A 23010-nucleotide genomic window follows, 5' to 3' on the forward strand; every position below is an offset into this window, starting at 1 on the left:
TGACGTACCGACCCTGTCGGAATGTCGATCAATGGGTCAATCGATTAATCGAGTTCTTGCATCGATTTCCTACCTGGTGGTCGAGAACACGAACGCGAACTCCGCCGGCTCGGCCTTCAGGAAGTACTGCGGCAGCGGGCCCGGGCCGCACGACTGCGAGCCGATGCCGTGCTGCCCGTGGTCGAGGTTGACCCACACCGTGTCGCCGGGTGTGAGGTCGGTGCGGTGCCGGGCCGCGTCCAGCTGCTCGGTGGTCCAGCGCCGCGCGGTGAACCAGAACTCCGGGTCGCCCTCGATCCGCAGACCGCCGAGCTCCACCCAGCGGACGTCGGCGCGGGCGCCGTTCTCCTGCGGGCGGAGGTACGGCGTCTGGAGCCCGTCCACCGTCGACCGCCAGCGGCCCACCATGGACGCCGTCCGGGTGTCCGGGTACGCCTCCCCCGGGCCGCCGCCGAACCACTCCACCCCGTCGGCCTCCGGCAGCCCGAAGCGGACGCCGAGCCGGGGCAGCGGCACCGTCCAGTCGCCCTCGGGCGTCACGGACACGGTCAGCTTCAGCCGCTCGCCGTCGGACGTCCAGCGGTACACCGTGTCCAGGCCCACCTCGCGGGCGGCGGGCGCCACCCGGGTGCGGACCGTCAGCGCGTCGTCGCCCGCCTCGACCGAGACCAGGCGGTGCCGCATGCGGTGCAGTCCGAGCGTGCGCCACAGCATCCCGTAGCGGGTGTCGGTCTGCCATTCGGCGCCGTCGTCGTTGTCGGTCGGCGCCCGCCACACGTCCAGCCGCGGGGCGCTCACCTCGACGTCGCCGATCGACAGCAGCGCACCGGTGCGGGCGTCGAACGCGGCAGGGCCGAGGGTGAGCCGGTCCCCGTCGCGCACGGGCCGGTCGGTCGCGGGGAAGGCCGGCAGCGGCCGTGCCCCCGCGGCGAACTGCCCCCAGGCCACGACGTGGTCCTTCGCGGCCCACAGCGTGTCGTCCGCGAGCAGCGCCCGCACGGTCCACTGGCGTTCGCCGCCCCGGCCGTCCACGGGCGGCTCCGGCAGCTTCACCTCGGCGCTCTCGCCCGGCGCGAGCGCCGGTACCGACAGCGAACCCGACTCGACCGTCTCGCCGTCCACCTGGCACGACCACTCGAAGGCCAGCGCGGACAGGTCGGCGAAGTCCTGCTTGTTGGTGATCCGCACGATGCCGTTCGCGCCTCCCCCAAGTTCTCGGCTTCGCTCGAACAGGGGGGACCCCCATCCCTCGATGTGGACCGGCTCGATGACCTTCTTGTACTCGACGAGGCCCGGCGACGGCGTCCGGTCCGGGAAGACCAGCCCGTCGCAGACGAAGTTGCCGTCGTGCAGCTCCTCGCCGAAGTCACCGCCGTAGGCGTAGCCCAGCTCGGCGTGCTTGACGCCGTGGTCGATCCACTCCCAGATGAACCCGCCCTGGAGCCGCTCGTACTTCTCGAACAGCTCCTGGTAGTCGGCGAGCCCGCCCGGGCCGTTGCCCATGGCGTGGCCGTACTCGCACTGGATGAACGGCAGCTCGCGGCGCTTGTGGGTGCCGCCGTCGAGCTTCTGCCCGATCTTGTCGACCTCGTCGTGGAAGGCGTACATCCGCGAGTACACGTCGGTGTCGCGGCAGTTCCAGTCGCCCTCGTAGTGCACCAGCCGCTCGGGGTCGCGGTCGTGGATCCACTCGGCCATGGCGGTGAGCCCGCGCCCGGTGCCGGCCTCGTTGCCCAGCGACCAGAAGACGACGGACGGGTGGTTCTTGTCCCGCTCGACCATCCGCGCGGCGCGGTCCAGCAGGGCCGGGGTCCAGCGGTCGTCGTCGACCGGGTTGTCCCGCCAGTCCTGCTCGGTGAAGCCGTGGGTCTCCAGGTCGCACTCGTCGATGACCCACAGGCCGTACTCGTCGCACAGGTCGAGGAAGGCCGGGTGCGGCGGGTAGTGCGAGGTGCGCACGGCGTTGAGGTTGTGCCGCTTCATCAGCAGCACGTCCTCGCGCATGGTCTCCAGGTCGAGCGCACGGCCCTGCTCGGGGTGCCACTCGTGCCGGTTGACACCCTTGAAGAGGACGGCCCTGCCGTTGACCTTGATCAGCCCGTCCTCCAGGACGACCGTGCGGAAGCCGATCCGCAGCGGCACCCGCTCGCCCTCGGTGGCCAGCACACCGTCGTAGAGCTTCGGCGTCTCCGCGGTCCACGGCTCCACGACCACCGTCACCGACTCGCCGGTGGCGACGTCGATGTCCAGGGCCGGGACGGTCACCCGCCCGTCGACGTCGGAGTCGACGCGCAGGGTGCCCTCGCCGGTGGTGTGGTCGTAGGAGGCGTGCACGAAGAAGTCGCCCACGCCGCCCGCCGGGCGGTGCAGCAGCGTCACGTCACGGAAGATGCCCGGCAGCCACCACTGGTCCTGGTCCTCCAGGTACGACCCCGCCGACCACTGGTGCACGCGCACGGCCAGCACGTTGCCGCCCGGCTTCAGCAGATGCCCGACCGCGAACTCGTGCGGCAGCCGGGAGCCCTTGAACTCACCGAGCTCCGTGCCGTTCAGCCAGACCCGGGCGCAGGACTCGACACCGTCGAACCGCAGCACCGCCGAGCCGTCCGACGGCCAGTCGGACGGCAGGTCGAAGACGCGCAGGTGGTCACCGGTCGGGTTCTCCGTCGGGACGTGCGGCGGGTCCACCGGGAAGGGGTAGAGGTGGTTGGTGTAGATCGGGGACCCGAACGCCCCGTCGCCCTGGAGGACCCAGTGCCCGGGGACCGTGACCTCGGCCCAGTCCCCGGCCTCGTAGCCCTCCCCGGCGAACGAGTCGTCCTCGGCGTCGATCGTCGCCGACAGCCGGAAGCGCCAGCTGCCGTTCAGGGACAGGGACGGCGCGTCCGAGGACGCGTACCAGGCGCGGGGCGGCAGGGCCCCGCTGCCCGGGGAGACGTCCTCGACGTAGTCGACGGAGGTGGTGCGGAAAGACATCGGTCTCCTTGCTCAGCCCTTGATACCGGTCTGGGCGATCCCCTGCACCAGCCAGCGCTGGAGGAAGAGGAAGACGAACACCAGGGGCAGGATGGAAATGGCCGTGGCCATGAAGATCATGTGGAAAACGACGGTCTGGTTGGTCATGTAGCTGGAGAGCGCCACCTGGACGGTCCACGAACTCGGATCCTGCCCGATGACCAGCGGCCACAGGAAGGCGTTCCAGCCCGCGATGAAGGTGATGGTCGCCATCGCCGCGAAGAAGTTCAGCGAGTTGGGTACGACGACACGCCAGTACGCACCCCAGTAACCCAGTCCGTCCATGCGCGCCGCCTCCTCCAGCTCCTTGGGGAACCCGAGGAAGTACTGCCGGAAGAGGAAGCAGGTGAAACCACTGAACAGGCCCGGAATGATGAGCCCCCGGTAGGTGTCCACCCAGCCGAGCGAGGAGACGAGCACGAAGCTCGGCACGAAGGTGACGGCGGTCGGGACCATCAGGGTTCCCAGGACGGCGTAGAACACCTTGTTGGCGTGCTTGTACGGGATGCGGGCCAGACCGTAGCCCGCGAGGGAGCACACCAGCAGGACGCCCACGGTGTGCAGGGTGGCCACGACCGCCGAGTTCCACAGGGTCTGGGCGAAGGGGACCGTCTCGTCGCCGAAGAGCTCGCTGATGTTGCCCCACTGGATGTCCGTGGGGAAGAACTTCCAGCTCTCTCCGGTGATCTCGGCGTCGGTGGAGAGGGCGTTGCGGACGAGGATGTAGAACGGGATCAGGAAGAGGAGGGCGGCGACGCCGGTGGCGATGTAGAGGCCGGTGGAGCTCATCACGCCGCCGCCGCGCCTCACCCGGCTGGGTGTGTCCGACTTCGGTGCGGACTTGCGCACCTTGGGGATGGTGGTGGTCACTTGGACTCGTCCCCCCTTCCGAAGCCCATGATCTTGCCCTGGAGCAGGGTCACGGCGCAGATCAGCACGGTCAGGATGAGTGCGCCCGCGCTGCCGGCGCCGTAGTCCTGGCTCTCGCCCAGGGCCTTGTAGTACAGCTCCATGAGGGGTGGGCGGCCCCAGGTGGTCTTTGACAGCAGGTTGAAGAACTCGTCGAAGGCCTGGTAGGCGGCGACGAGCAGCAGCAGGATCACCGCGGTGGACGTGGCCCGCAGCTGGGGCAGGGTGATGTGCCAGAAGGTCTGCCAGCCCGACTTGGCGCCGTCGATGGCGGCGGCCTCGTACAGCTCGTCCGGGATGTTCTGCAGGGCGGCGATGAACAGGATCATGTAGAAGCCGGACTGCAGCCACAGCCGGGCGGTCACGATGACCAGCCAGTACCAGGGCGGGTTGGGGTCGATCAGCCAGGCGATGTTCTCGACCCCGAACCAGCCGAGGACCGTGTTCATCAGGCCGAAGCGGACCCCGCTGAAGATGGACATCTTCCAGATGAGCGACGCGGCGACGTAGCTGACCGCGGTCGGCAGGAAGAAGACCGACCGGAAGAACGCCCGCATGAAGCGCAGCCGGTTCACCAGCAGGGCCAGCCCCAGCGAAAGCGCCCAGGTGGTGGGCACGATGAACGCGGCGAAGACGGTGAAGGTGCCGAGCGAGCCGACGAAGTCGTCGTTCGTCAGCATGTAGACGTAGTTGTCGAAGCCGACGAACTTGTCGGGCGTGACGGTGAAGCGGGCTTCGAAGAAGCTGAGCCACAGGCTCCAGAGGATCGGCGCGTAGACGAAGATCGCCAGACCGATCAGGAACGGGCCGGTGAAGAGCCAGAAGGTGAAGGCCGGGCTGCCCCGCAGACCCCGCCGCGGCTTGGCCGGTGAGGCCTTGGCCGTGGCGGAGCCCGGGACGTCGAGCTTGGTGGTCGTCGACATGTCGTGGTCCGTCCCGCGACCTATCCGAACAGCTTCTTGAGCTCGCGGTTGACTGCCGTGTCGCACCTGTCGAGAGCCTTCTCCGGGTCCATGTTCTTGCGGACGCAGTTGGCGAAGACGTCCTCGAAAGCGGTGCGCATGGCCTGGGTCCAGCCGATGTTGTCGAAGTGGCCGAACTCGTTGAAGAGCTTGACGCCCTCAGCGGCGTTCCCCGACTTGAGCTTGTCGGCCTTCGCGGCGATCGAGGTGCGCGGCGGGATGTGGAATCCATAGGAGGTGGCCCAGTCCTCCTGGTACTCCGCCTGGTCGATCCACAGCCACTTCACGTACTCCTTGGCCGCGTCGACGTTCTTGCCCTTGGCGTTGACGAACATCGACCAGCCGCCGTTGTAGACGGACGGCTTCCCGGAGTCCGTGACCTTCGGGAAGGGGAAGACGCCCCAGTCGTCGCCGAGCGCGTCCTGGATCGCCGGCATCGCCCACATGCCGCAGAACTGGATGGCGCACAGGCCCTGGTTGAACGAGGAGGGGTCCCAGGACTCGGTCGGAGCGCCGAGGAGAAGGTCGCCGCTGGTGAACAGCTTGCGCATCTTCTTCAGGCCCTCGACGACGCCGTCCGTGTGGTAAGCGATCTCGTTCTTCTCGTTGAGGTGCTGGGCGCCGGACGACCAGATCAACGTGTCGTTCACGCTGTGCAGGTCGTTGCCCATGTACAGGCCCTTGACCTTGCCGGTGGTGAGCTTGGCGGCGGCCTCCATCAGCTCGTCGAGCGTGGTCGGCACCTCGACCTTGGCCTTCTCCAGCATCGACTTGCGGTAGAAGAAGAACTGCGGGTCGTCGATCATGCGGACGCCGTATATCTTCCCGTCCACCGTGTGCGACTTGATGTCGGCCGGGTTGAAGTCGTCCTTGACCGGCTCGACGAGGTCGGTCAGATCCGCCACCTGGCCGCTCCTGACCATCTGGATCTGCGGGTGGAACTCGAAGAGGTCCGGCGCGTTCTTGGTGAGCAGCGCTGAGAACAGCTTGCTCTCGAAGTCCGAGCTGGTGATCCACTGCGTGGTCACGTTGGCGTCCTTGTACGCCTTCGCGTACCGCTTGATGGCCTGCTCGGTGCCTGCCTCGCCGTACGCGTGGAACATCTGCGTCAGGTTGGTGCCCGACCCGGACCCGCCGCCGCGTCCGGTGTTGCTGCCGCACGCTGCGAGTCCGCCCGCGGCGGCCAGGCCCATCGCGGCCCGCAGTACGTTTCGGCGGTCCCAGTTCATGTTGCTCGATGCCGACATGCTGACGTCCTTGTCTCGAGTGCGGCTGCGGCTCTTCGGCTCACTGCCTGATGGCTCACGAGCTGGCGGCTCGCGCCAGATGGCTCAAAGAGAGGTGCGGTGCGGGACGCTAGAGCTTCGGCTAAGGCTTCGGCAAGGGGTTGGACGAAGTCTGTTCGAAGCGTTGTGTACGGTTCGTGATCTCGAACATGCGGGAGTGGCGGAGGAGTTGCTTCCGCCGCTACGAGGGGGGCGCTGTGGTGCGGCTCCTCGCGGGGGTGGGGCGTTTGCCGTTTCTCTGCCCGACGATCTGGAGCGCCCCTTCGAGCGCGAACGTCGCCGCGCCCAGGCACACCGGGTCGGTGGGGATCGGGGAGAGGACGATCTCGGTGGCGGCCAGCGGCCGCGGCAGTGCGTGCCGGGCGACGGCCTCGCGCACCTCGTGCAGCAGCGGTTCGCCCAGGGTGCGGGCGACCCAGCTGCTCAGCACGACGATCTCGGGGTTGAACAGGTTCACCAGGTCGGCAACGCCGGCGCCGAGGTAACGGGCCGTCTCCTGGACCACCTTGCGTGCCACCGGGTCGTCCGCCGCGACCCCGCGGGCCAGCGCGTCGATGGTCGCCGTCTGGTCCTCCGGGTGCAGCAGCGTGCTGTCCGGGCCGAGTTCGCGCAGGTTGAGCATGATGCCGCGCGCGCCGACGTACGTCTCCACGCAGCCGTGGTTGCCGCAGCGGCACAGGCGTCCGTCCAGCACCATCGTGGTGTGGCCCCACTCCCCGGCGCTGTTGCTCACCCCGCGGTGCAGCCCGCCGCCCAGGACGAGCCCGGCGCCCACCCCGGTCCCGAGGTTGACCACGACGGCGTTCCCCCGCCCCCGCGCGGCCCCGAACCACAGCTCGGCCACCGCGCTGGCCCGCAGCGGGTTGTCCAGGTACAGGGGATAGGCGATGTGCTCGGTGAGCAGGTCGAGCAACGGCACGCCGTGCCAGTCCCAGTTGGGCGCGTACTCCGAGATGCCGGTGGCGCGGTCCACCTGCCCCGGCACGCTCACCCCGACCCCGAGCACCCGGGCGCCCTCGATGCCGGCCTGGGTCACCACCGAGCCGACCGCGGTGGCCACATGGCCCACCACCTGCTCCGGCAGGCTCTCGCCGGCGCGGACGTCCTCCTCGGCGCGGGCGAGGACGTTCAGTCCCAGGTCGAACAGCTCGACATGCACGTACGTCTCGGCGATGTCGACGCCGATCAGCGCGCCCCCCGAGGAGTTGACCGCCACCAGGCCCCGGGGGCGGCCGCCCGCCGAGTCCTCGAAGCCGACCTCCGTGATCATGCGGAGGTCGAGCAGCTCGCCGACGAGTGTGGCGACCGTGGCGAGACTGAGGCCGGTGGCGGCCGCCAGCTCCTGCCGGGAGGTCGGTGACTCGGCGATGATCTGGCGCAGCACCTCGTAGCGGTTCGCGGTGCGGATGTCACGTGATGTGCGCTTCACCGGGGTGCCCATCCCTTCCCAGACCAGCTCGGGCCGGGTCGACTTCGGCACCGGCGCGGCGCAAGGCTATGGGCTGCCGGGACTTTCGACAAGGGGTTAGGAAAGGGGCTATATAAAGTGCGCTCCTGGTGAGGGCCGGTGGGGGCCGTCGGTGGCTGATCGCAGCCCGCTCATGAAGCCTCAGGTGATGTCCCGCTCGCGGGGCAGGCCGCTGCCTCGCTCCGGGGGGCCGCGCTCGCGACGGCCGCCGAGAGATGCCGCTGCACCGGCTCGGGCAGTGTGCTGCCGTGCACGGTGCCCACCAGATCCCGGGCCAGATGGTGCAGCTTGGTGTTGGTGTTCTGGGAGGTCCTGACCAGCACGCTCCAGGCCGCCTCGGGACTCAGGCCGAAGGAGGCCATCAGGATGCCGCGGGCCAGGTCGATGGTCGGCCGGGTCTGCATGGCCCGTCGCAGTTGGGCGACTTCGGCACGGAGTTCCTGGCCCTCGTCGCCCGTGCGCGGGCCGGGCGCGTCCGCGGCCGGGCGTGCGGCGTCCTGGTGCGGGCCCGGGGCTGCGAACAGCTCGCGGGCGCCGGTCAGATCGAGCAGGCGCTCGACCGCGAGGCCGCTGGAGCGGACAGTGACCGTCTTGCCCTCGTCGAGGGCGCGCGTCCGCAGGTCGAGCAGCATGGTGAGACCGGAGCAGTCGCAGAACCCCACCGCGTCCAGCCGCAGGTCGATGCCGCTGCCCGACAACGTGAGGATGTCGTACAGGTCCGGCAGCAGCCGCCGACTGCCCAGGTCCAGTTCACCCCACACGGTGACGGTCATCCGGTCGCCGTCCGGCACGACGTCCATGGACGCCATGCACGGCGGGATCGCCGTCACCGGGTGCGCAGGGTCCGGCATGCCCCGTTCTCCCTCGTCTGTTCGCCCTGCTCTTCGTCTTCCAGCGTTGCCTCTCTACCCCACACCCGTCAACCAATACATGAAACGCAGTACGTGTTTTTGAATACGTGTACGCCTGGTCGCTAGAGTTGGGGCATGGATGGAGTGCCCGAGCCACACACCGGATGGACGTTTCTCACCAACCACGCCCGGGTGCTGGCAGTCATTGCCGACAACCACAGTGCCCGTATCCGGGACATCGCGGCCCACTGCCGGCTCACCGAACGCGCCGTCCAGAAGATCATCTCCGATCTGGAGCAGGACGGTTATCTCTCCCACACCCGGGAGGGCCGCACCAACACGTACCGGATCGACCCCGGCAAGGTGCTGCGGCACCCGGCCGAGGCCGGTCTGACCGTGGCGTCGCTGCTCTCCCTGCTCGTCAAGGACGAGGCCGACCGCGCCACGACCCCCAGCGGCCCCGGCCGGCCGCACGCCAGGACCTGACCCTCCGGCCGTCCGCCGCCGGACGGCCGGGTCTCTCCCGCTGACGCGTCCGCTCCCGCTACGCGTCCGCTCCCGCTACGCGTCCACTCCTGCTACGCCTCCATCAGCACGTCCCGCACGAAGGCGTTGGCGAACGTCCCCCGCGGGTCCAGCTCCCGGGTCAGCGCCCGGAAATCGCCGAGCCGCGGATACAGCCCGCGCAGCTCGGACGCGGGCACGGTGAACACCTTCCCCCAGTGCGGCCGCGCCCCGTACGCCGCCAGCGCCTCCTCGACCCGCCGCACCACCGGCAGCACCGCCGGCGTGTCCTCGACCCAGGTGAAGTGCGCCGCCACGGTGTCCCGGCCGTAGGAGGGGCTCAGCCACTGGTCGTCGCCGGCGACCGTGCGCACCTCGCAGGTCTGCAGGACGGGGGCGATGGTCTCCCGGATCGCGTCGAGCGCGTGCAGCATCTCGACGGCGTGACCGCGCGGCAGCAGGTACTCCGACTGCAGCTCCGCCCCGCTGCTCGGGACGAACTCCGCCCGGAAGTGCGGCAGCCGCTCGTGCCACGGCCCCGGCACACCGAACTGCTCGGTGCAGTTGACCGCGGGCATACCCGGCACGGGGTGCATCTTCTCCGTGGCGGGAGCGGCCCAGGGGAAGGCGGGCAGCGGCTGGTCGGAGCGCCGTTTGAGCCACACCTGCCGGAAGCCCGGCGCGCGCCAGTCGGTGAACAGGCTGACGCTGTACGCCGTCGCCATCACCGTCTCGAACGTGCCCGAGTCCAGCCCCCGGAAGGGCAGTTCGGTGAACACGTGCTGCTCCACCTCGTACGCCGGCTCCAGGTCGAGGGTGAGCGCGGTGACGACGCCCAGTGCGCCGAGCGAGGTGACGGCTCCGCCGAACCGCTCCTCGTCCCGGCCTATGGTCACCGTCGAGCCGTCCGCCGTGACCAGCTCCACCTCGCGCACGACCGTCGACAGAGGGCCGTTGAGCACCCCCGAGCCGTGGGTGCCGGTCGCGACCGACCCGGCCACCGAGATGTGCGGCAGCGACGCCATGTTGGGCAGGGCCAGGCCCTCGCCGTGCACCCGGCGGGCCAGCTCCGCGTAGCGCACGCCGCCGCCGACCCGGACCGTGCGGGCCGCCGTGTCGACGTCCACCTCCGGGGGCAGATCGGCCAGCGACAGCAGGACGCCCTCGGCGCCCGGCTCGGCGATCTCGTTGAACGAGTGTCCGCTGCCCAGCACCCGCACCCGGTCGCTGTCCGCGACGAGCGCGCGCAGGGCGGTGAGCGAGCCCGGCCGGTGCAGTTCCTTGGCCGCGTAGGTGATGTTCCCCGCCCAGTTGGTCACGGTCCCGTTCATCGCGTCGTCCTTCCCCGAGAGAGCGGGGACCGGGAAAGCCCCTGCCGGAACCTACCTCGCCGTGCCGTCCGTTGCTCCTGCCGCCCGGCTCGGCCTACCGTGGAGAAGTTGTAGAGAGCGGTTTCTGCCATGGGCCGCCCCTCCATGCGTGTCTCGCTGAACCGTCTTCCGCAGCGGGCCGCCGAACCGGAAGGTCACCTCCTTGAGCCAGCGCCCCCAGGCACTGTTCGCCATGACCGCCGAGAACGTGCCGCAGGTCTTCCCGCCCGAGGTGCTGGCGCGGCTGCGGGAGTCCGTGGACATCGATCCGGCGCTCGTGGCGCGGGACTTCGCCGACCCGGGCGTGCGCGAGGCGCTGGCCCGGACCGAGATCCTGGTGACCGGCTGGGGCTGTCCCCGGCTCGACGCGGCGGTGCTGGACGCCGCTCCCCGGCTGCGCGCCGTGCTGCACTCCGCCGGCTCGGTCAAGTCCTTCGCCACTCCCGAGATCTGGCGGCGCGGCATCGCCGTCTCCTCGGCCGCCGCCGCCAACGCGCTGCCGGTCGCCGAGTACACCCTCGCCATGATCCTGCTCGCCGGGAAGGACGTCCTGGCCGCCCGCGACCGGATGCGCGCCACCCGGGCCTCCTCCGGCTGGGGCGTCGTCCCCGGCATCGGCAACTACGGCCGCCGCGTCGGCCTCATCGGTGCCTCCCGCATCGGCCGCCGCGTCCTCGAACTGCTCCGCCCCTTCGATCTGCGGCCCGCCCTCACCGACCCCTACGTCGACGAGCGGGAGGCCGCCGCGCTCGGCGTCCCCCTGCTGTCGCTGGACGAGCTGCTGCGTACGTCCGACATCGTCACCGTCCACGCCCCCGAGACGCCCGAGACCCACCACATGATCGGCCGCCGCGAGCTGGCCCTCATGCCCGACGGGGCGGTGCTGATCAACACCGCGCGCGGCGCCCTGGTCGACCACGACGCCCTCGTGGCGGAGCTGCGCGCCGGGCGCCTGACCGCGATCCTCGACGTCACCGACCCCGAGCCGCTCCCCGCCGACTCCCCCCTCTACGACCTGCCCGGAGCCTTCGTCACCCCCCACCTCGCCGGCTCCCAGGGCAACGAACTGGCCCGCCTCGGACTGGCGGTCGCGGAGGAGGCGGAACGGCTGCTGACCGGGGGGAAACTGGCGTACGGGGTCGACCTGGCGGCACTGGAGCGCGAGGCCTGAGCCTCGGCAGGGAAGCCTTCTCGGTGTGGAACGGACGACGCTTGGAGGGGAACGGGCGGTCGTACATCGAATGCGTGACCTTCACGTCGAGAGCTCGTTGTGGGTGATGAGGCGAGTCTTCAAGGGGGCTGAGTGGGCGGGAAGTTCAGGCGGCGGTCCGGTTGCGTTGTGCAGGCGTACAGGTTCGCCCTCGATCCGAACGTCGGACAGGAGCGGGCGCTGCGCTCGCACTGTGGTGCCGCCCGCGCTGCCTACAACTGGGCCGTGTCCTGGGTGACCGCATCCTGGTGGCAGCGCAGAGCCGAAGCCACCTACGGCATCAGCGAGGAGGAGCTGACGCCGTGGCGGTCCTGGTCGCTGCCCGCCCTGTCCAGGGAATTCAACCGGATCAAAACGACCGACCCGAAGTACGCCGGCTGGTGGAAAGAGAATTCCAAGGAAGCCTACAAATCCGGACTGACCAACGCGGCCGTCGCATTCGACAACTACGTCAAATCGAAGCAGGGCAAGCGCAAAGGCCCCATGATGGGTGTCCCGCGCCTCAAGACGAAACGCAAGGCACGCCTGGCCTGCCGGTTCACCACTGGCGCGATCCGCGTCGAGCCGGACGGCCGGCATGTCACCTTGCCCCGGCTGGGGACGGTGCGCAGCCATGAACCCACTACCAAACTTCTGACGCGCATCCGGGCTGGGACTGCGCGCATCATTGCCGCGACCGTCCGACACGAACACGGACGTTGGTTCGTCGCCTTCCAGGTCGAGATCATCCGGGAGATCGCCCGCGTCGCCCGACCGGATGCGGTGGTAGGTGTCGATCTCGGGGTGAAGCACCTTGCGGTCCTTGCCGACAGCACCGGTATGGTCCGCTATGAACCCAACCCGAAACACCTGGACGGCGTGCTCAAGCTCCTGCGGTTCCATTCCCGTCGCGTCTCACGGCGACAGGGACCCGACCGCAGGGCCGGTCAGAAGCCGTCGAAGCGATGGGAGAAAGCCAACCGCGAGCGCAACAAGATCCATCATCGCGTGGCCAACCGACGTACCGATGCGCTGCACAAGCTCACCACCCGTATCAGGGACGAATACGGCACCGTGGTAGTCGAGAACCTCAACGTCGCGGGAATGCTCCGCAACAAACGCCTCGCCCGCCGGGTGGCCGATGCCAGCTTCGGTGAGATCCGACGCCAACTCACTTACAAAGGCCAGTGGAATGGATGCCATACCGTGGTGGCGGATCGCTGGTACCCCTCCTCCAAGATCTGCTCGGCATGCGGCGCGGTGAAAACCAAGCTGCCGTTGCACGTCCGAGTCTTCACCTGCGATGTCTGCGGCCTCGTCCTTGACCGGGATGCGAACGCAGCCCGCAATCTCGCCGCCCTCGCTGCGGCCTGCGCAACTGGTACCGGAGTGGCCGGAGACCAGGACACGCCCCGCGTGTCGAAGCCTCGTGGAGCCGACCGCAAGACCCGCCGCCAACGCCCCGACCGGAACATCGACCGAGGCGGGCGGGCAGGTGGCGCAACCCTGCCGCACCAGCGACAGGCAGAAGCGAGAGATCGTCGTCAGGACACCGAAGCCCTCCGCTTCGGTGACACCGGCACGAACCTTTTCGGTAGAAATGCCGAGATTGTTGAGAGGCGCTGTAAAACAGTTCCTCAGCAACGGATACCGTGAGGAGTCGTACATACGATCCAGAAGGAGAGTCGGGATGGGCAGCGGCAGCCGTACCGCGCTGGTCGAGGATCTGATGGAGCGGTTCCCGCACGTTCCGCGGGAAGCCGTCTTCAAGGAGGACCTGCTCAGGGGCGGCGTGGCCTTCGACCCCTCCGCGCTCAGTGACAACGAGGGCGGCGAGGTCAAGCCGAAGTCGTACTTCATCTTCTCCTTCGACCACGGCACCCTGCCCGAGCTGGGCGAGGCCGCGCTGCGCCGGCCGCCCGAGGAGATCATCCTCACCGGCGGCCCGTACGACCTGCGCCGGACCGTCGTCTCGGTGCGGGTGAACCCGGCCTCGCCGTACCGCGTCGCCGCCGACGAGGACGGCGTGCTCGGCCTCTACCTCGACGGCAAGCGGATCTCCGACGTCGGCGTGCCGCCGATGCCCGAGTACTACCGGCACACCCTCGCGAGCGGGAAGTCGGTCATGGAGGTGGCCCCGACCATCCAGTGGGGCTACCTGATCTACCTGACCGTCTTCCGGGTCTGCCAGTACTTCGGCGCCAAGGAGGAGTGCCAGTACTGCGACATCAACCACAACTGGCGCCAGCACAAGGCCGCCGGGCGCCCGTACACCGGGGTGAAGGACGTCGAGGAGGTCCTGGAGGCCCTGGAGATCATCGACCGTTACGACACGGCGAAGGCCTCCACCGCCTACACCCTCACCGGCGGCGCCATCACCAAGACGGTCTCCGGCCGTGACGAGGCCGACTTCTACGGCCACTACGCCAAGGCCATCGAGGAGCGCTTCCCCGGCCGCTGGATCGGCAAGGTCGTCGCCCAGGCGCTGCCGCGCGACGATGTGCAGCGCTTCAAGGACTACGGCGTGCAGATCTACCACCCCAACTACGAGGTGTGGGACGAGTACCTGTTCAAGATGTACTGCCCCGGCAAGGAGCGCTATGTCGGCCGCGACGAGTGGCACAAGCGCATCCTCGACTCGGCGGAGATCTTCGGCGCGCGCAACGTCATCCCCAACTTCGTGGCAGGCGTGGAGATGGCCGAGCCGTTCGGCTTCACCACGGTCGACGAGGCCATCGCCTCCACCACCGAGGGCCTGCGCTTCTTCATGTCGCACGGCATCACGCCCCGCTTCACCACCTGGTGCCCGGAGCCGACGACTCCGCTGGGCAAGGCCAACCCCCAGGGCGCGCCCCTGGAGTACCACATCCGCCTGCTCCAGGCGTACCGGCAGACCATGGAGGACTTCGGCCTCTCCTCGCCCCCCGGCTACGGTCCCCCCGGCGCCGGCAAGGCGGTGTTCTCCGTCAGCTCCTTCATGGACAGCCTCCCGGCGGACGAACCCACCGCTGTTTGATAACGCTTCGATGACGTCGTCCATCATTGCGGTACGGCGTTGAACAGCGGGGCGGTCGTACCCGTATGGCATACCGACGCCGGAGCCGTGGGGGTGCACCGCCCTGTCCTGATATCTGAACAGGGCGCTTGTCAGTTGTGTGAGAGGCGTGAAAAGCTCTTGCCCTGCCTCGAGGTTCCCCCAACTCCATTGCCGATACGGTGAGTTGACCTCGCTTGTGGATGCAGGAGACCCATGCCCGACCTGCCGACCCCTCAGGACGCCGCCGAGGCCGCGCTGTTCTCCGAGTGCTGGGACGCGGTCCTCGCGTACGCCGATCTGTGCACCTCCGGCTCCACCGCCGCCGCACAGCTGGGCCGCGAGGCGTTCGCGCACGGCACCCGTGAGGCCCGCGCGGCCGAAACCGGCCCGGTGCGCAGCGCCGGCCGTCGCGCGGCCCGGCTGCCCCGGATACCCCTGTTGCTGACCGCCGTACGCACCACTGCCGCGGCGTGGGAAGAGGCGGGGCAGGGCCACAAGCTCGACCCCGACCTGCGCCTGTGGCTCAACTCGGACAAGGCCGCCCGCTACACCGGCCCGCCCCTGCAGCGCCCGCTCGCGCTGCGCGGCCTGCGCGACCTCCAGCATGCCGACGCGGAACTGCTGTGGCTGGCCGAGGTGGAGGCGCTGCCGTTGTCCGTGGTCGCCCGCCGCCTGGGCCTCGACCCGGCCACCGCCGCCGACGAACTCCAGCAGGTGCGCACCCTGTTCCGGGACCGCTGCCACCGCAACCACCTCGACACCCCGATGGACGCCCAGTGCCGCAGTTACGCCCGGCTGCTGGACGCCGTCACCCGCTCCTCCGCCGCCGACGCCCCGCGCGACCTCTCCCGGCACCTCGCCACGTGCGTCCAGTGCGCCGAGGCCGCCGCCTGTCTGCGCCTGCACGGCGGTGGCCTGCCCGGGGCACTGGCCGGCGGGGTGATCGGCTGGGGCGGCCTCGCCTATCTGGAGCGCCGCCGCCGCGCCGCCGAGGTACGGCTCGGCGCCGGCCGCCCCGACCGGGCGGACCAGGCGACCGGAGAACCTCAGGAGGCGGAGCAGAAGGCACGCGTCGCCCGCAATGGCCTCCTCGTGGCGGCCGTCCTGGTCTCCGTCCTCGCGCTCGGCGTCTCGCTGATGCCCTTCGGCGGCTCCGGCGACGACCTCGGGGCACGCGGTGACGCCGGCCGCCAGCCGGTGGCCGACCCCAACCCCGACCCGCCCCTGCCGTCCGCCCCCGCCCTGCCTCCCGCGACCTCGAAACCGGCCGGCAACGCCACCGAGGACAGGAGCAAGTCGGACAAGCCCGTCAAACCGGAGGACAAGGGCCGCCACACCGAACCGCAGGGCACTTCCTCTCCCACGAAGGGCGGCGAGAGCGAGGCCCCCGCCTGCCGGGTCGAGTACGACCTGGTCAACCAGTGGCCCGACGGCTTCCAGGCCACCGTCACCGTCACCAGTGCCAAGTCCCTCGACTCCTGGCGCGTGTCCTGGTCCTTCCGTGACGGCCAGCAGGTCGGTCAGATGTGGGACGCCGCCGTCTCCCAGGACGGCTCCCGCGTCACCGCCACCGCCGCCGACTACAACAAGTCGGTCCCCGCGGGCGGCGACCTGGCCTTCGGTTTCCTCGCCTCCTGGCACGGCAAGAACTCCCCGCCGTACGACTTCACGCTGAACGGCCAGGACTGCGCGAAAAGCAGTTGACGCCGCTCAGCCGTGACGGGATACCGTGACGGCGGTTCCACGAAGCACCAAGGGACCACGAAAGCCGGGGGACCACGAAGAGCTGAGGATCGAGGAGGTGTTGACCGATGGCTGTCATTGCGATGGGCGCTGCCCGCATCCAGGAATCCATCACGTCCACCTCCGTGGCCGCCGGCTGATCCGACCGACTGTCGGGCCGGGGGCCGACCTTGGGAAGGGTCACCCTTGACTTCCAGCTCTGCCTCATCCGTTTCCTCCGCGCTCGCTCCCTACGGCTGGGACGACGCATGGGCGGACGAGTTCACCCCCTACGCCACCGAAGGACTGCTGCCCGGACGCGTGATCCGGGTCGACCGCGGGCAGTGCGACGTCGTCACCGCCGACGGCGTGCTGCGCGCCGACACGGCGTTCGTCACTCCGCACGACCCCCTGCGGGTCGTCTGCACCGGCGACTGGGTCGCCGTCGAACCCGGCGGGAACCCGCGATACGTCCGCGCGTACTTGCCGCGCCGCACCGCGTTCGTCCGCTCCACCTCCTCCAAGCGGTCCGAGGGGCAGATCCTCGCGGCCAACGTCGACCACGCCATCGTCGCCGTGTCCCTCGCCGTCGAACTCGACCTCGGCCGCATCGAACGGTTCCTCGCGCTCGCCTGGGAGTCCGGGGCGCAGCCCGTCGTCGTCCTCACCAAGGCCGACCTCGTGCCGGACGCCGGCACCGTCGCCCACCTCGTCCAGGACGTGGAGACCAGTGCGCCCGGCGTGCCGGTGGTGCCCGTCAGCTCTCTGGGCGGGGACGGACTGGACGTGGTCGCGGCGATCGTCGGCGGCGGTACGTCCGTGCTGCTCGGGCAGTCCGGCGCGGGCAAGTCGACCCTCGCCAACGCGCTGGTGGGTGAGGACGTCATGGTCGTGCAGGCCGCCCGGGACGTCGACGGCAAGGGCCGGCACACCACCACCACCCGCAACCTGCTCGCGCTGCCCGGCGGGGGCGTCCTGATCGACACACCCGGGCTGCGGGGCGTCGGGCTGTGGGACGCCGAGAGCGGCGTCGGGCAGGTGTTCTCCGAGATCGAGGAACTTGCCGAGCGGTGTCGCTTCCACGACTGCGCCCACGAGGCCGAGCCGGGATGTGCCGTGCTGGCCGCCGTCGAGAACGGCGACCTGCCGGAGCGGCGGCTGCACAGCTACCGCAAGCTCCTGCGGGAGAACCAGCGCATCGTCGCCAAGACGGACGCCCGGCTCCGGGCGGAGATCCGCAAGGACTGGAAACGGAAGGGAGCGATCGGAAAGGCCGCGATGGAGGCGAAGCGCGGACCGCACCGGCGTTCGTAGCCGCCCGGCGCCCGAAGCCCCGTGTCCGAAGCCCCGTGTCCGAAGCCCGGTGTCCGAAGCGCGTGTCCCAAGCGCCGTGTCCGATTTCCGCCAGCGGCAGCCCCGCCGACGGCGGAGACTGGACACCGTGAGGGACGAAGACACAAGGGACGAAGACACCGAGCACACGGGGGAGGACCCCAGGTACGAGGCCGTACGCAGTCGTGACGGGCGTTTCGACGGCGCCTTCTTCTTCGCCGTCGAGACGACCGGCATCTACTGCCGGCCGAGCTGCCCGGCCGTCACCCCGAAGCGGGCCAACGTACGGTTCTTCGCCACGGCCGCCGCCGCGCAGGGCTCGGGCTTCCGGGCCTGCCGGCGGTGCCGCCCGGACGCCGTGCCCGGCTCCGCCGAGTGGAACGTCCGCGCGGACGTGGTGGGCCGGGCCATGCGGCTGATCGCCGACGGCGTGGTCGACCGGGAGGGCGTCGCCGGGCTCGCCGGACGGCTCGGCTACAGCGCACGGCAGGTGCAGCGGCAGCTCACCGCCGAGCTCGGCGCCGGGCCGGTCGCCCTCGCCCGCGCCCAACGGGCCCACACCGCGCGCGTCCTGGTGCAGACCACCGACCTGCCGATCACCGAGATCGCGTTCGCGTCGGGCTTCGCCAGCGTGCGGCAGTTCAACGACACCGTCCGGGCCGTGTACGCGTCGACCCCGACCGAGCTGCGCGCCGCGACACCGAAGAACGGCCGGGCCCGGCGTACGGCCACCCCGGACGCCGGGATCCCGCTACGGCTCGCCCACCGCGGCCCGTACCAGGCCGGCCCCGTCTTCGACCTGCTGGAACGTGAGGCCGTGCCCGGCATCGAAGAGGTCGGCGGCCCGCCCGGCGCGCGCACCTACCGGCGCACGCTCCGCCTTCCCTACGGCACCGGCATCGTCGCCGTCGACGAGCGCCCCGGCACTGCCCGGACCGGGTCCGGCGCCCACCCGGGCGGCTGGCTCGACGCCCGGCTGCACCTCACCGACCCCCGCGACCTCACCACCGCCGTGCAGCGGCTGCGGCGGCAGTTCGACCTCGACGCCGACCCCTACGCCGTCGACGAGCGGCTCGGCGCCGACCCGGTGCTCGCACCCCTGGTCGCCGCCCGGCCCGGACTGCGCTCGCCGGGCACCGCCGACCCGGAGGAACTCGCGATCCGCGCACTGGTCGGCCGCGCGGAGGCGGAACGGCTCGTACGGCGCTACGGCAAGGCCCTCGACGCCCCCTGCGGCAGCCTCACCCACCTCTTCCCCGAGCCGGCCGTCCTCGCCGACGCCGAACCCGGCGGCACCCTCGGCGCGCTCACCGCGGCCCTCGCCGACCACGCCGTACGCCTGGACCCAGGCGCCGACCGGGACGACGCGCAGGACGCCCTGCGTGCCGTGCCCGGCCTGGACACCCGCACGATCGCCGAGATCCGCACCCGCGCCCTGGGCGACCCGGACGTGGCCCCGCCCGGCGCCGACCTCCCCGACAGCTGGCGCCCCTGGCGCTCGTACGCCCTGAACCACCTGCGCGCAGCAGGGAAGCGGGAGTTCTGATGACCTCGACGTACTGGACGAACGTGGCCTCACCGCTCGGGCCTCTGCTGCTCACCGCCGCTCCCGACGGTGCGCTGACCTCGCTGTCCGTGCCCGGGCAGAAGGGCGGGCGCGTGGTGCGGGACGACTGGCGGCAGGACCGGGGCCCCTTCCGCGAGGCCGAGGAGCAGCTCGCCGCCTACTTCGCCGGGGAACTGGAGGAGTTCCGGCTGACGTGGCGCACCGACGGCTCGGTCTTCCGGGAGAGGGTCTGGGCCGCGCTGGACGACATCCCGTACGGATCGACCGTGACCTACGGCGAGATCGCGGCGCGCATCGGAGCGCCCAGGGCGGCCGTACGGGCCGTCGGCGGGGCGATCGGCGCCAATCCGCTGCTGGTCGTCCGCCCGTGCCACCGGGTGATCGGGGCCGACGGGACATTGACCGGCTACGCGGGCGGTCTGGAGCGCAAGGTACGGCTGCTGACGCACGAGGGTGTGCTGTAGTTCTCACGCCCCGAAGACGACCCCCACCCACGCCGCCGCGACCAGCTGGCAGGTGAACAGTTCCACCAGCACGCTGGAACCGCCCGAGCGCATCGCCGTGCGCAGGGCCGCGACGGCTTCGGCGCGGCGGCCGAGGCGGAGGCGTTCGGAGAGGTAGATGCCGGCCAGGAAGCCGGGGATCGCGCCGATGACCGGGAGCAGGACGAAGCCGAGGGCGGAACCCGCTCCGGCGTAGGCCAGCATGCGGTGGTCGGCGCCGCCGGCCCGCAGCCGCCGGGGTGGCAGGGCCCAGCGCACGCCCTGGGAGACGAACATCAGGGCGGTGGCTCCCACCAGGACCCACCATGCGACGGGCTGCGGATCCTTCAGGGCCCACCACATGACCGCGGCCCACACCAGCAACGAACCGGGCACCGCGGGCAGCAGCACTCCGTACAGACCGAGCAGGATGACCAGCCCGACCAGCAGGAGTTCCCACACTCCCATCTGACCAGCCTGCCGGAACACGGGAGAAGACGCAGGTCAGAAGGGTGGTCCTGGCCCAGACCCGCAGGTCAGCCGGTCGCGGCCGCCGGTACGCCCTCAATCGCATGACCGTTCTACGGCTCACTCGACGTGCCGTTCACGGGGTCGTGGAAGGCCGGTTTTTCCACAAGCCCCGTTTTCATCCGGCCTGTGCGGTGGACAATCAGGGGCATGAGCCAGCAGGGGGGAAGGCCCACCGGTCCCGAGGACGACTGGTGGGGGCAGTTGTACGACGACTCCACCGGCGACACGGGTCCCGCACCCGCACCCGATTCCCTCGACGACCGTTTCGCCTCGGCGGCGGGGGCGGTGGGCGACCGGGGTGTTCCGGGAGCTGGAGCGGGGCAGAGGGCCGTCTCGGAGCCAGTGGTCCCGGCGCCCCGGGCGGGGGCCGACGACGTCATGGACACCCCACGTGCCTCGGGCCCGTCACCGCGGCGCGCACCCTGGGAACCACCGCCCGCGCGCCCCACGGGCCCGATGACCTTCCCGACCGCGGCGAAACGGCAGAAGGCGGAGCGGACACCCCCCGCCCCACCCGAGGTCCCCCCGCCACCGCCGGCCCCTCCCTTCTGGCCGAGCCCCGAGGCGGCCCGTTCCACCACGGCGGGCGCCCCGCCCAGGGATCCCACAGCCCCGGCGGCCGAGTCCCGGCCCGGCGGGACCGCATCCGCCGCCCCAGCCGATCCGCCGCCCGCACCACCACGCCCCGCCGACCCTCCGCCCACGCCACCACCCCCCGCCGACCCTCCGCCCACGCCACCACCCCCCGCCGACCCTCCGCCCACGCCACCACCCCCCGCCGGCTCCCCGCCCACGCCACCACCGCCCGCGAGCCCTCCAGACCAGCCCGAAACCGGGTTGGAGCGCCCCGCGTACTCCCCCCGGCCCCGTGGCTACGTCGGCTCGCGGCCGCCCACCTACGACGCCGAACCCACCGCCCTGCCGCTCGCCGACCCCGACGATCTGGACGACCTCGTCGCGGACACCGTGCTCGACGGGGCCCGGTACGGGGCCTGCACCTTGCGGGCCGTGTCCGTGCGCGGGGACTCCGCGCGGTACCGGGGGGAACCGCGGCGGGACTCGTTGCTGACCGCGCGGTTCGGCACCGGTGAGCAGGCGTTGCTACTGGTGGCGATGGCGACCGGGGCCCGGGCCACGCCGGGGGCGCACCGGGCCGCCGCCGAGGCCTGTCACTGGATCGGGCGGGCCGTCGGACGCAGTCACGCACGGCTCGTGGAGGACATAAGGGCGGGCCGGCGCGGCGACCTCAAGTCCGGACTGCACCGCCTCACCGACCGCAGTCTCGGCAAGCTCCGCGCCAGCGCCGCCGAACAGGGCGTCGACCCGGAGGAGTACGCGGCGGGCCTGCGCTGTCTGCTGCTGCCCGCCGACCCCGAGTGCCGTACGCGCGTCTTCTTCGGCGCCGGGCCCGGCGGGCTGTTCCGGTTGCGGGACGGCGAGTGGCAGGACATCGAACCGCAGGTCGCCGAGATCAGGGGCGAACCGGTCGTGGGGTTCGGATCGCCGCCCTCCGAGACGCCCGAGGGCGACCGGCTCACCATGGACCTCGGCATCCCGACCCCGCCCAGCCCCTACGAACCGGCCCCGGAACCACCCCGCGAACCCTTCCGGTTCCGTACGTCCGTCGCCCGCCCGGGTGACACGCTCCTGGTGTGCAGCGGTGGCCTCGCCGAACCGCTGCGCGGCGAACCCGAACTGGGCGACTACCTCGCCGAGCGGTGGTCCCGCCCCGAGCCGCCCGGCCTCGCCGCGTTCCTCACGGACGCCCAGGTGCGGGTCAAGGGTTACGCGGACGACCGTACGGCCGCGGCTGTTTGGGAGGTGTGACGGCGTCAATGCGGCCTCATCGCCGCCCCTTTGCGCCCACGACCGCGGCCGTCAACAAGCTGTACCGACCGGGCGGCCCCGTACCGGCCGGTATCCCGGGGGAGACCGTCGTACTTCGGCCAACTTCAGCGGACCGCCGCGCAGGGGGACCGGACGCCCCACCCCTTCGCCGCGTACGGAAGGATCGGCAGCCGGCCATCGGCACTTCGTCCGATCTCCGGCGGTCAGGATCCGCGGCGGGACGTCCACCGGCTACTCTCTTGTCCCCCTTCTCCGCGCCGCCGTACTGCTCAGGTCCCCTCCGCCCGGCCCGCCGGTCCCGGCCACGTGGCCGAACACGCGGGTGTTGACGATTTCGGCATGACTGCCGCGTGCCCTACGGGGCATGGATCCCCGTGAACGTGTTCGAGCTGGAGGGGAACCGATATCGGCGCGCGGGCGGGGGTCATGGAGAGGCAGGCACGAGGAGGCGGTCCCATAACGATCGGGGCCTTCTCGGCGAAGACGGTGGAGGACAAGACCGAAGACGTCACGGAGCAGGTGTCGGCGCCTCAGTTGAGGCGCAGACTCGGGCGGGCGGACCTGCGGGCCGTACCGGAGGCACGCAGGGCCCTGCGGGAGCTGCTCGGGCAGTGGGGGAGGACCGCACGATCGGACGTGGCGGAACTGCTCACCAGTGAACTCGTCACCAACGCGATCGTCCATACCGACCACGACGCGGTCCTGACGGCCACCGTCGGCCCCCGTGGACTACGGGTGGAGGTAAGGGACTTCGTGGCCCGCAGACCCCGGCTGCGCGTACCGGTCGCCGACGACGGCACGAACGGCAGGGGCCTGTTCCTGGTGCAGTCCCTCGCGGACGCCTGGGGGGTCAGGGCGCACGGCGTGGGCAAGGCCGTCTGGTTCGAGCTTCAGGCCGAGGCGGCGTGAACGGAGAAGGGGCGCGGCCCGCAGGCCA

Annotated in this window: 18 protein-coding genes; 10 read left to right on the top strand and 8 right to left on the bottom strand. The window is 70.8% G+C overall.

Annotation, left to right across the window (positions count from 1 at the left end):
• Nucleotides 1-69: 69 nt before the first annotated feature.
• The 6 genes from HDA41_RS31430 to HDA41_RS31455 form a co-directional block, all read right to left on the bottom strand.
• Nucleotides 70-2976 carry a glycoside hydrolase family 2 TIM barrel-domain containing protein gene (locus HDA41_RS31430; protein WP_184989937.1) on the bottom strand — a complete coding sequence of 969 codons (2907 nt, stop codon included), beginning with the start codon at nt 2974-2976 and terminating at the stop codon, nt 70-72.
• A 12-nt stretch (nt 2977-2988) separates the two neighbouring features.
• Nucleotides 2989-3885, bottom strand: a complete 897-nt coding sequence (locus HDA41_RS31435) for a carbohydrate ABC transporter permease (RefSeq protein ID WP_184989939.1) — start codon at nt 3883-3885, stop codon at nt 2989-2991.
• Nucleotides 3882-4847, bottom strand: a complete 966-nt coding sequence (locus tag HDA41_RS31440; protein ID WP_184989941.1) for a carbohydrate ABC transporter permease — start codon at nt 4845-4847, stop codon at nt 3882-3884. The genes HDA41_RS31435 and HDA41_RS31440 overlap by 4 nt, the downstream gene beginning before the upstream one ends.
• A 20-nt stretch (nt 4848-4867) precedes the next feature.
• Nucleotides 4868-6133: an ABC transporter substrate-binding protein gene (locus HDA41_RS31445; protein WP_184989943.1), complete on the bottom strand. Its 1266-nt coding sequence runs from the start codon at nt 6131-6133 to the stop codon at nt 4868-4870.
• A gap of 220 nt (nt 6134-6353) precedes the next feature.
• The gene (locus HDA41_RS31450; RefSeq protein ID WP_184993887.1) at nt 6354-7613 is read right to left on the bottom strand and encodes an ROK family transcriptional regulator; all 1260 of its coding nucleotides are present in this window, start codon (nt 7611-7613) and stop codon (nt 6354-6356) included.
• 158 nt (nt 7614-7771) lie between these two features.
• Nucleotides 7772-8491 carry an ANTAR domain-containing protein gene (locus HDA41_RS31455; RefSeq protein ID WP_230299533.1) on the bottom strand — a complete coding sequence of 240 codons (720 nt, stop codon included), beginning with the start codon at nt 8489-8491 and terminating at the stop codon, nt 7772-7774.
• Between the two features lie 135 nt (nt 8492-8626).
• Here HDA41_RS31455 and HDA41_RS31460 point away from each other — a divergent pair, with 135 nt between their 5' ends.
• Nucleotides 8627-8977: a helix-turn-helix transcriptional regulator gene (locus HDA41_RS31460; RefSeq protein ID WP_184989944.1), complete on the top strand. Its 351-nt coding sequence runs from the start codon at nt 8627-8629 to the stop codon at nt 8975-8977.
• Between the two features lie 92 nt (nt 8978-9069).
• Here HDA41_RS31460 and HDA41_RS31465 read toward each other — a convergent pair whose 3' ends face one another.
• Complete coding sequence (locus tag HDA41_RS31465) at nt 9070-10326, bottom strand: D-arabinono-1,4-lactone oxidase (protein WP_184989946.1); 1257 nt, start codon at nt 10324-10326, stop codon at nt 9070-9072.
• A gap of 202 nt (nt 10327-10528) precedes the next feature.
• Between HDA41_RS31465 and HDA41_RS31470 the strand changes: the two genes are divergently transcribed.
• The 7 genes from HDA41_RS31470 (at nt 10529) to HDA41_RS31500 (ending at nt 19676) form a co-directional block, all read left to right on the top strand.
• Nucleotides 10529-11536 carry a hydroxyacid dehydrogenase gene (locus HDA41_RS31470; RefSeq protein ID WP_184989948.1) on the top strand — a complete coding sequence of 336 codons (1008 nt, stop codon included), beginning with the start codon at nt 10529-10531 and terminating at the stop codon, nt 11534-11536.
• Between the two features lie 168 nt (nt 11537-11704).
• A complete protein-coding gene (gene tnpB, locus HDA41_RS31475) occupies nt 11705-13210 on the top strand; it encodes an IS607 family element RNA-guided endonuclease TnpB (protein ID WP_230299534.1) in 1506 nt (501 codons plus the stop codon).
• Between the two features lie 34 nt (nt 13211-13244).
• Nucleotides 13245-14570 (top strand): radical SAM protein, encoded by a 1326-nt coding sequence (locus HDA41_RS31480; RefSeq protein ID WP_184989950.1) that lies wholly within the window; start codon nt 13245-13247, stop codon nt 14568-14570.
• 234 nt (nt 14571-14804) lie between these two features.
• Nucleotides 14805-16295 (top strand): cellulose-binding domain-containing protein, encoded by a 1491-nt coding sequence (locus HDA41_RS31485; protein WP_184989952.1) that lies wholly within the window; start codon nt 14805-14807, stop codon nt 16293-16295.
• A 225-nt stretch (nt 16296-16520) separates the two neighbouring features.
• Nucleotides 16521-17627, top strand: a complete 1107-nt coding sequence (gene rsgA, locus HDA41_RS31490; RefSeq protein ID WP_184989954.1) for a ribosome small subunit-dependent GTPase A — start codon at nt 16521-16523, stop codon at nt 17625-17627.
• Nucleotides 17628-17754: 127 nt separating this feature from the next.
• Nucleotides 17755-19191, top strand: a complete 1437-nt coding sequence (locus tag HDA41_RS31495) for a DNA-3-methyladenine glycosylase 2 family protein (RefSeq protein ID WP_184989956.1) — start codon at nt 17755-17757, stop codon at nt 19189-19191.
• Nucleotides 19191-19676 carry a methylated-DNA--[protein]-cysteine S-methyltransferase gene (locus tag HDA41_RS31500; protein ID WP_184989958.1) on the top strand — a complete coding sequence of 162 codons (486 nt, stop codon included), beginning with the start codon at nt 19191-19193 and terminating at the stop codon, nt 19674-19676. Before HDA41_RS31495 ends, HDA41_RS31500 begins: the two co-directional genes overlap by 1 nt.
• A gap of 3 nt (nt 19677-19679) precedes the next feature.
• Here HDA41_RS31500 and HDA41_RS31505 read toward each other — a convergent pair whose 3' ends face one another.
• The gene (locus HDA41_RS31505; RefSeq protein WP_184989960.1) at nt 19680-20162 is read right to left on the bottom strand and encodes a DUF456 domain-containing protein; all 483 of its coding nucleotides are present in this window, start codon (nt 20160-20162) and stop codon (nt 19680-19682) included.
• 210 nt (nt 20163-20372) lie between these two features.
• On the opposite strand from HDA41_RS31505, the gene HDA41_RS31510 reads away from it, so the two are divergent.
• Nucleotides 20373-22052, top strand: a complete 1680-nt coding sequence (locus tag HDA41_RS31510; RefSeq protein ID WP_184989962.1) for a protein phosphatase 2C domain-containing protein — start codon at nt 20373-20375, stop codon at nt 22050-22052.
• Nucleotides 22053-22499: 447 nt separating this feature from the next.
• Nucleotides 22500-22982 carry an ATP-binding protein gene (locus HDA41_RS31515; protein WP_221511649.1) on the top strand — a complete coding sequence of 161 codons (483 nt, stop codon included), beginning with the start codon at nt 22500-22502 and terminating at the stop codon, nt 22980-22982.
• The last annotated feature ends 28 nt before the right edge of the window (nt 22983-23010 follow it).

It is taken from the genome of Streptomyces caelestis (assembly GCF_014205255.1).
GTDB lineage: Bacteria > Actinomycetota > Actinomycetes > Streptomycetales > Streptomycetaceae > Streptomyces > Streptomyces caelestis.

Coding starts and splice junctions, on each gene's coding strand:
- HDA41_RS31430 (WP_184989937.1), bottom strand. CDS start 2,976: ATGTCTTTCCGCACCACCTCCGTCGACTACGTCGAGGACGTCTCCCCG.
- HDA41_RS31440 (WP_184989941.1), bottom strand. CDS start 4,847: ATGTCGACGACCACCAAGCTCGACGTCCCGGGCTCCGCCACGGCCAAG.
- HDA41_RS31445 (WP_184989943.1), bottom strand. CDS start 6,133: ATGTCGGCATCGAGCAACATGAACTGGGACCGCCGAAACGTACTGCGG.
- HDA41_RS31450 (WP_184993887.1), bottom strand. CDS start 7,613: ATGGGCACCCCGGTGAAGCGCACATCACGTGACATCCGCACCGCGAAC.
- HDA41_RS31455 (WP_230299533.1), bottom strand. CDS start 8,491: ATGCCGGACCCTGCGCACCCGGTGACGGCGATCCCGCCGTGCATGGCG.
- HDA41_RS31460 (WP_184989944.1), top strand. CDS start 8,627: ATGGATGGAGTGCCCGAGCCACACACCGGATGGACGTTTCTCACCAAC.
- HDA41_RS31465 (WP_184989946.1), bottom strand. CDS start 10,326: ATGAACGGGACCGTGACCAACTGGGCGGGGAACATCACCTACGCGGCC.
- HDA41_RS31480 (WP_184989950.1), top strand. CDS start 13,245: ATGGGCAGCGGCAGCCGTACCGCGCTGGTCGAGGATCTGATGGAGCGG.
- HDA41_RS31485 (WP_184989952.1), top strand. CDS start 14,805: ATGCCCGACCTGCCGACCCCTCAGGACGCCGCCGAGGCCGCGCTGTTC.
- HDA41_RS31500 (WP_184989958.1), top strand. CDS start 19,191: ATGACCTCGACGTACTGGACGAACGTGGCCTCACCGCTCGGGCCTCTG.
- HDA41_RS31505 (WP_184989960.1), bottom strand. CDS start 20,162: ATGGGAGTGTGGGAACTCCTGCTGGTCGGGCTGGTCATCCTGCTCGGT.
- HDA41_RS31510 (WP_184989962.1), top strand. CDS start 20,373: ATGAGCCAGCAGGGGGGAAGGCCCACCGGTCCCGAGGACGACTGGTGG.
- HDA41_RS31515 (WP_221511649.1), top strand. CDS start 22,500: ATGGAGAGGCAGGCACGAGGAGGCGGTCCCATAACGATCGGGGCCTTC.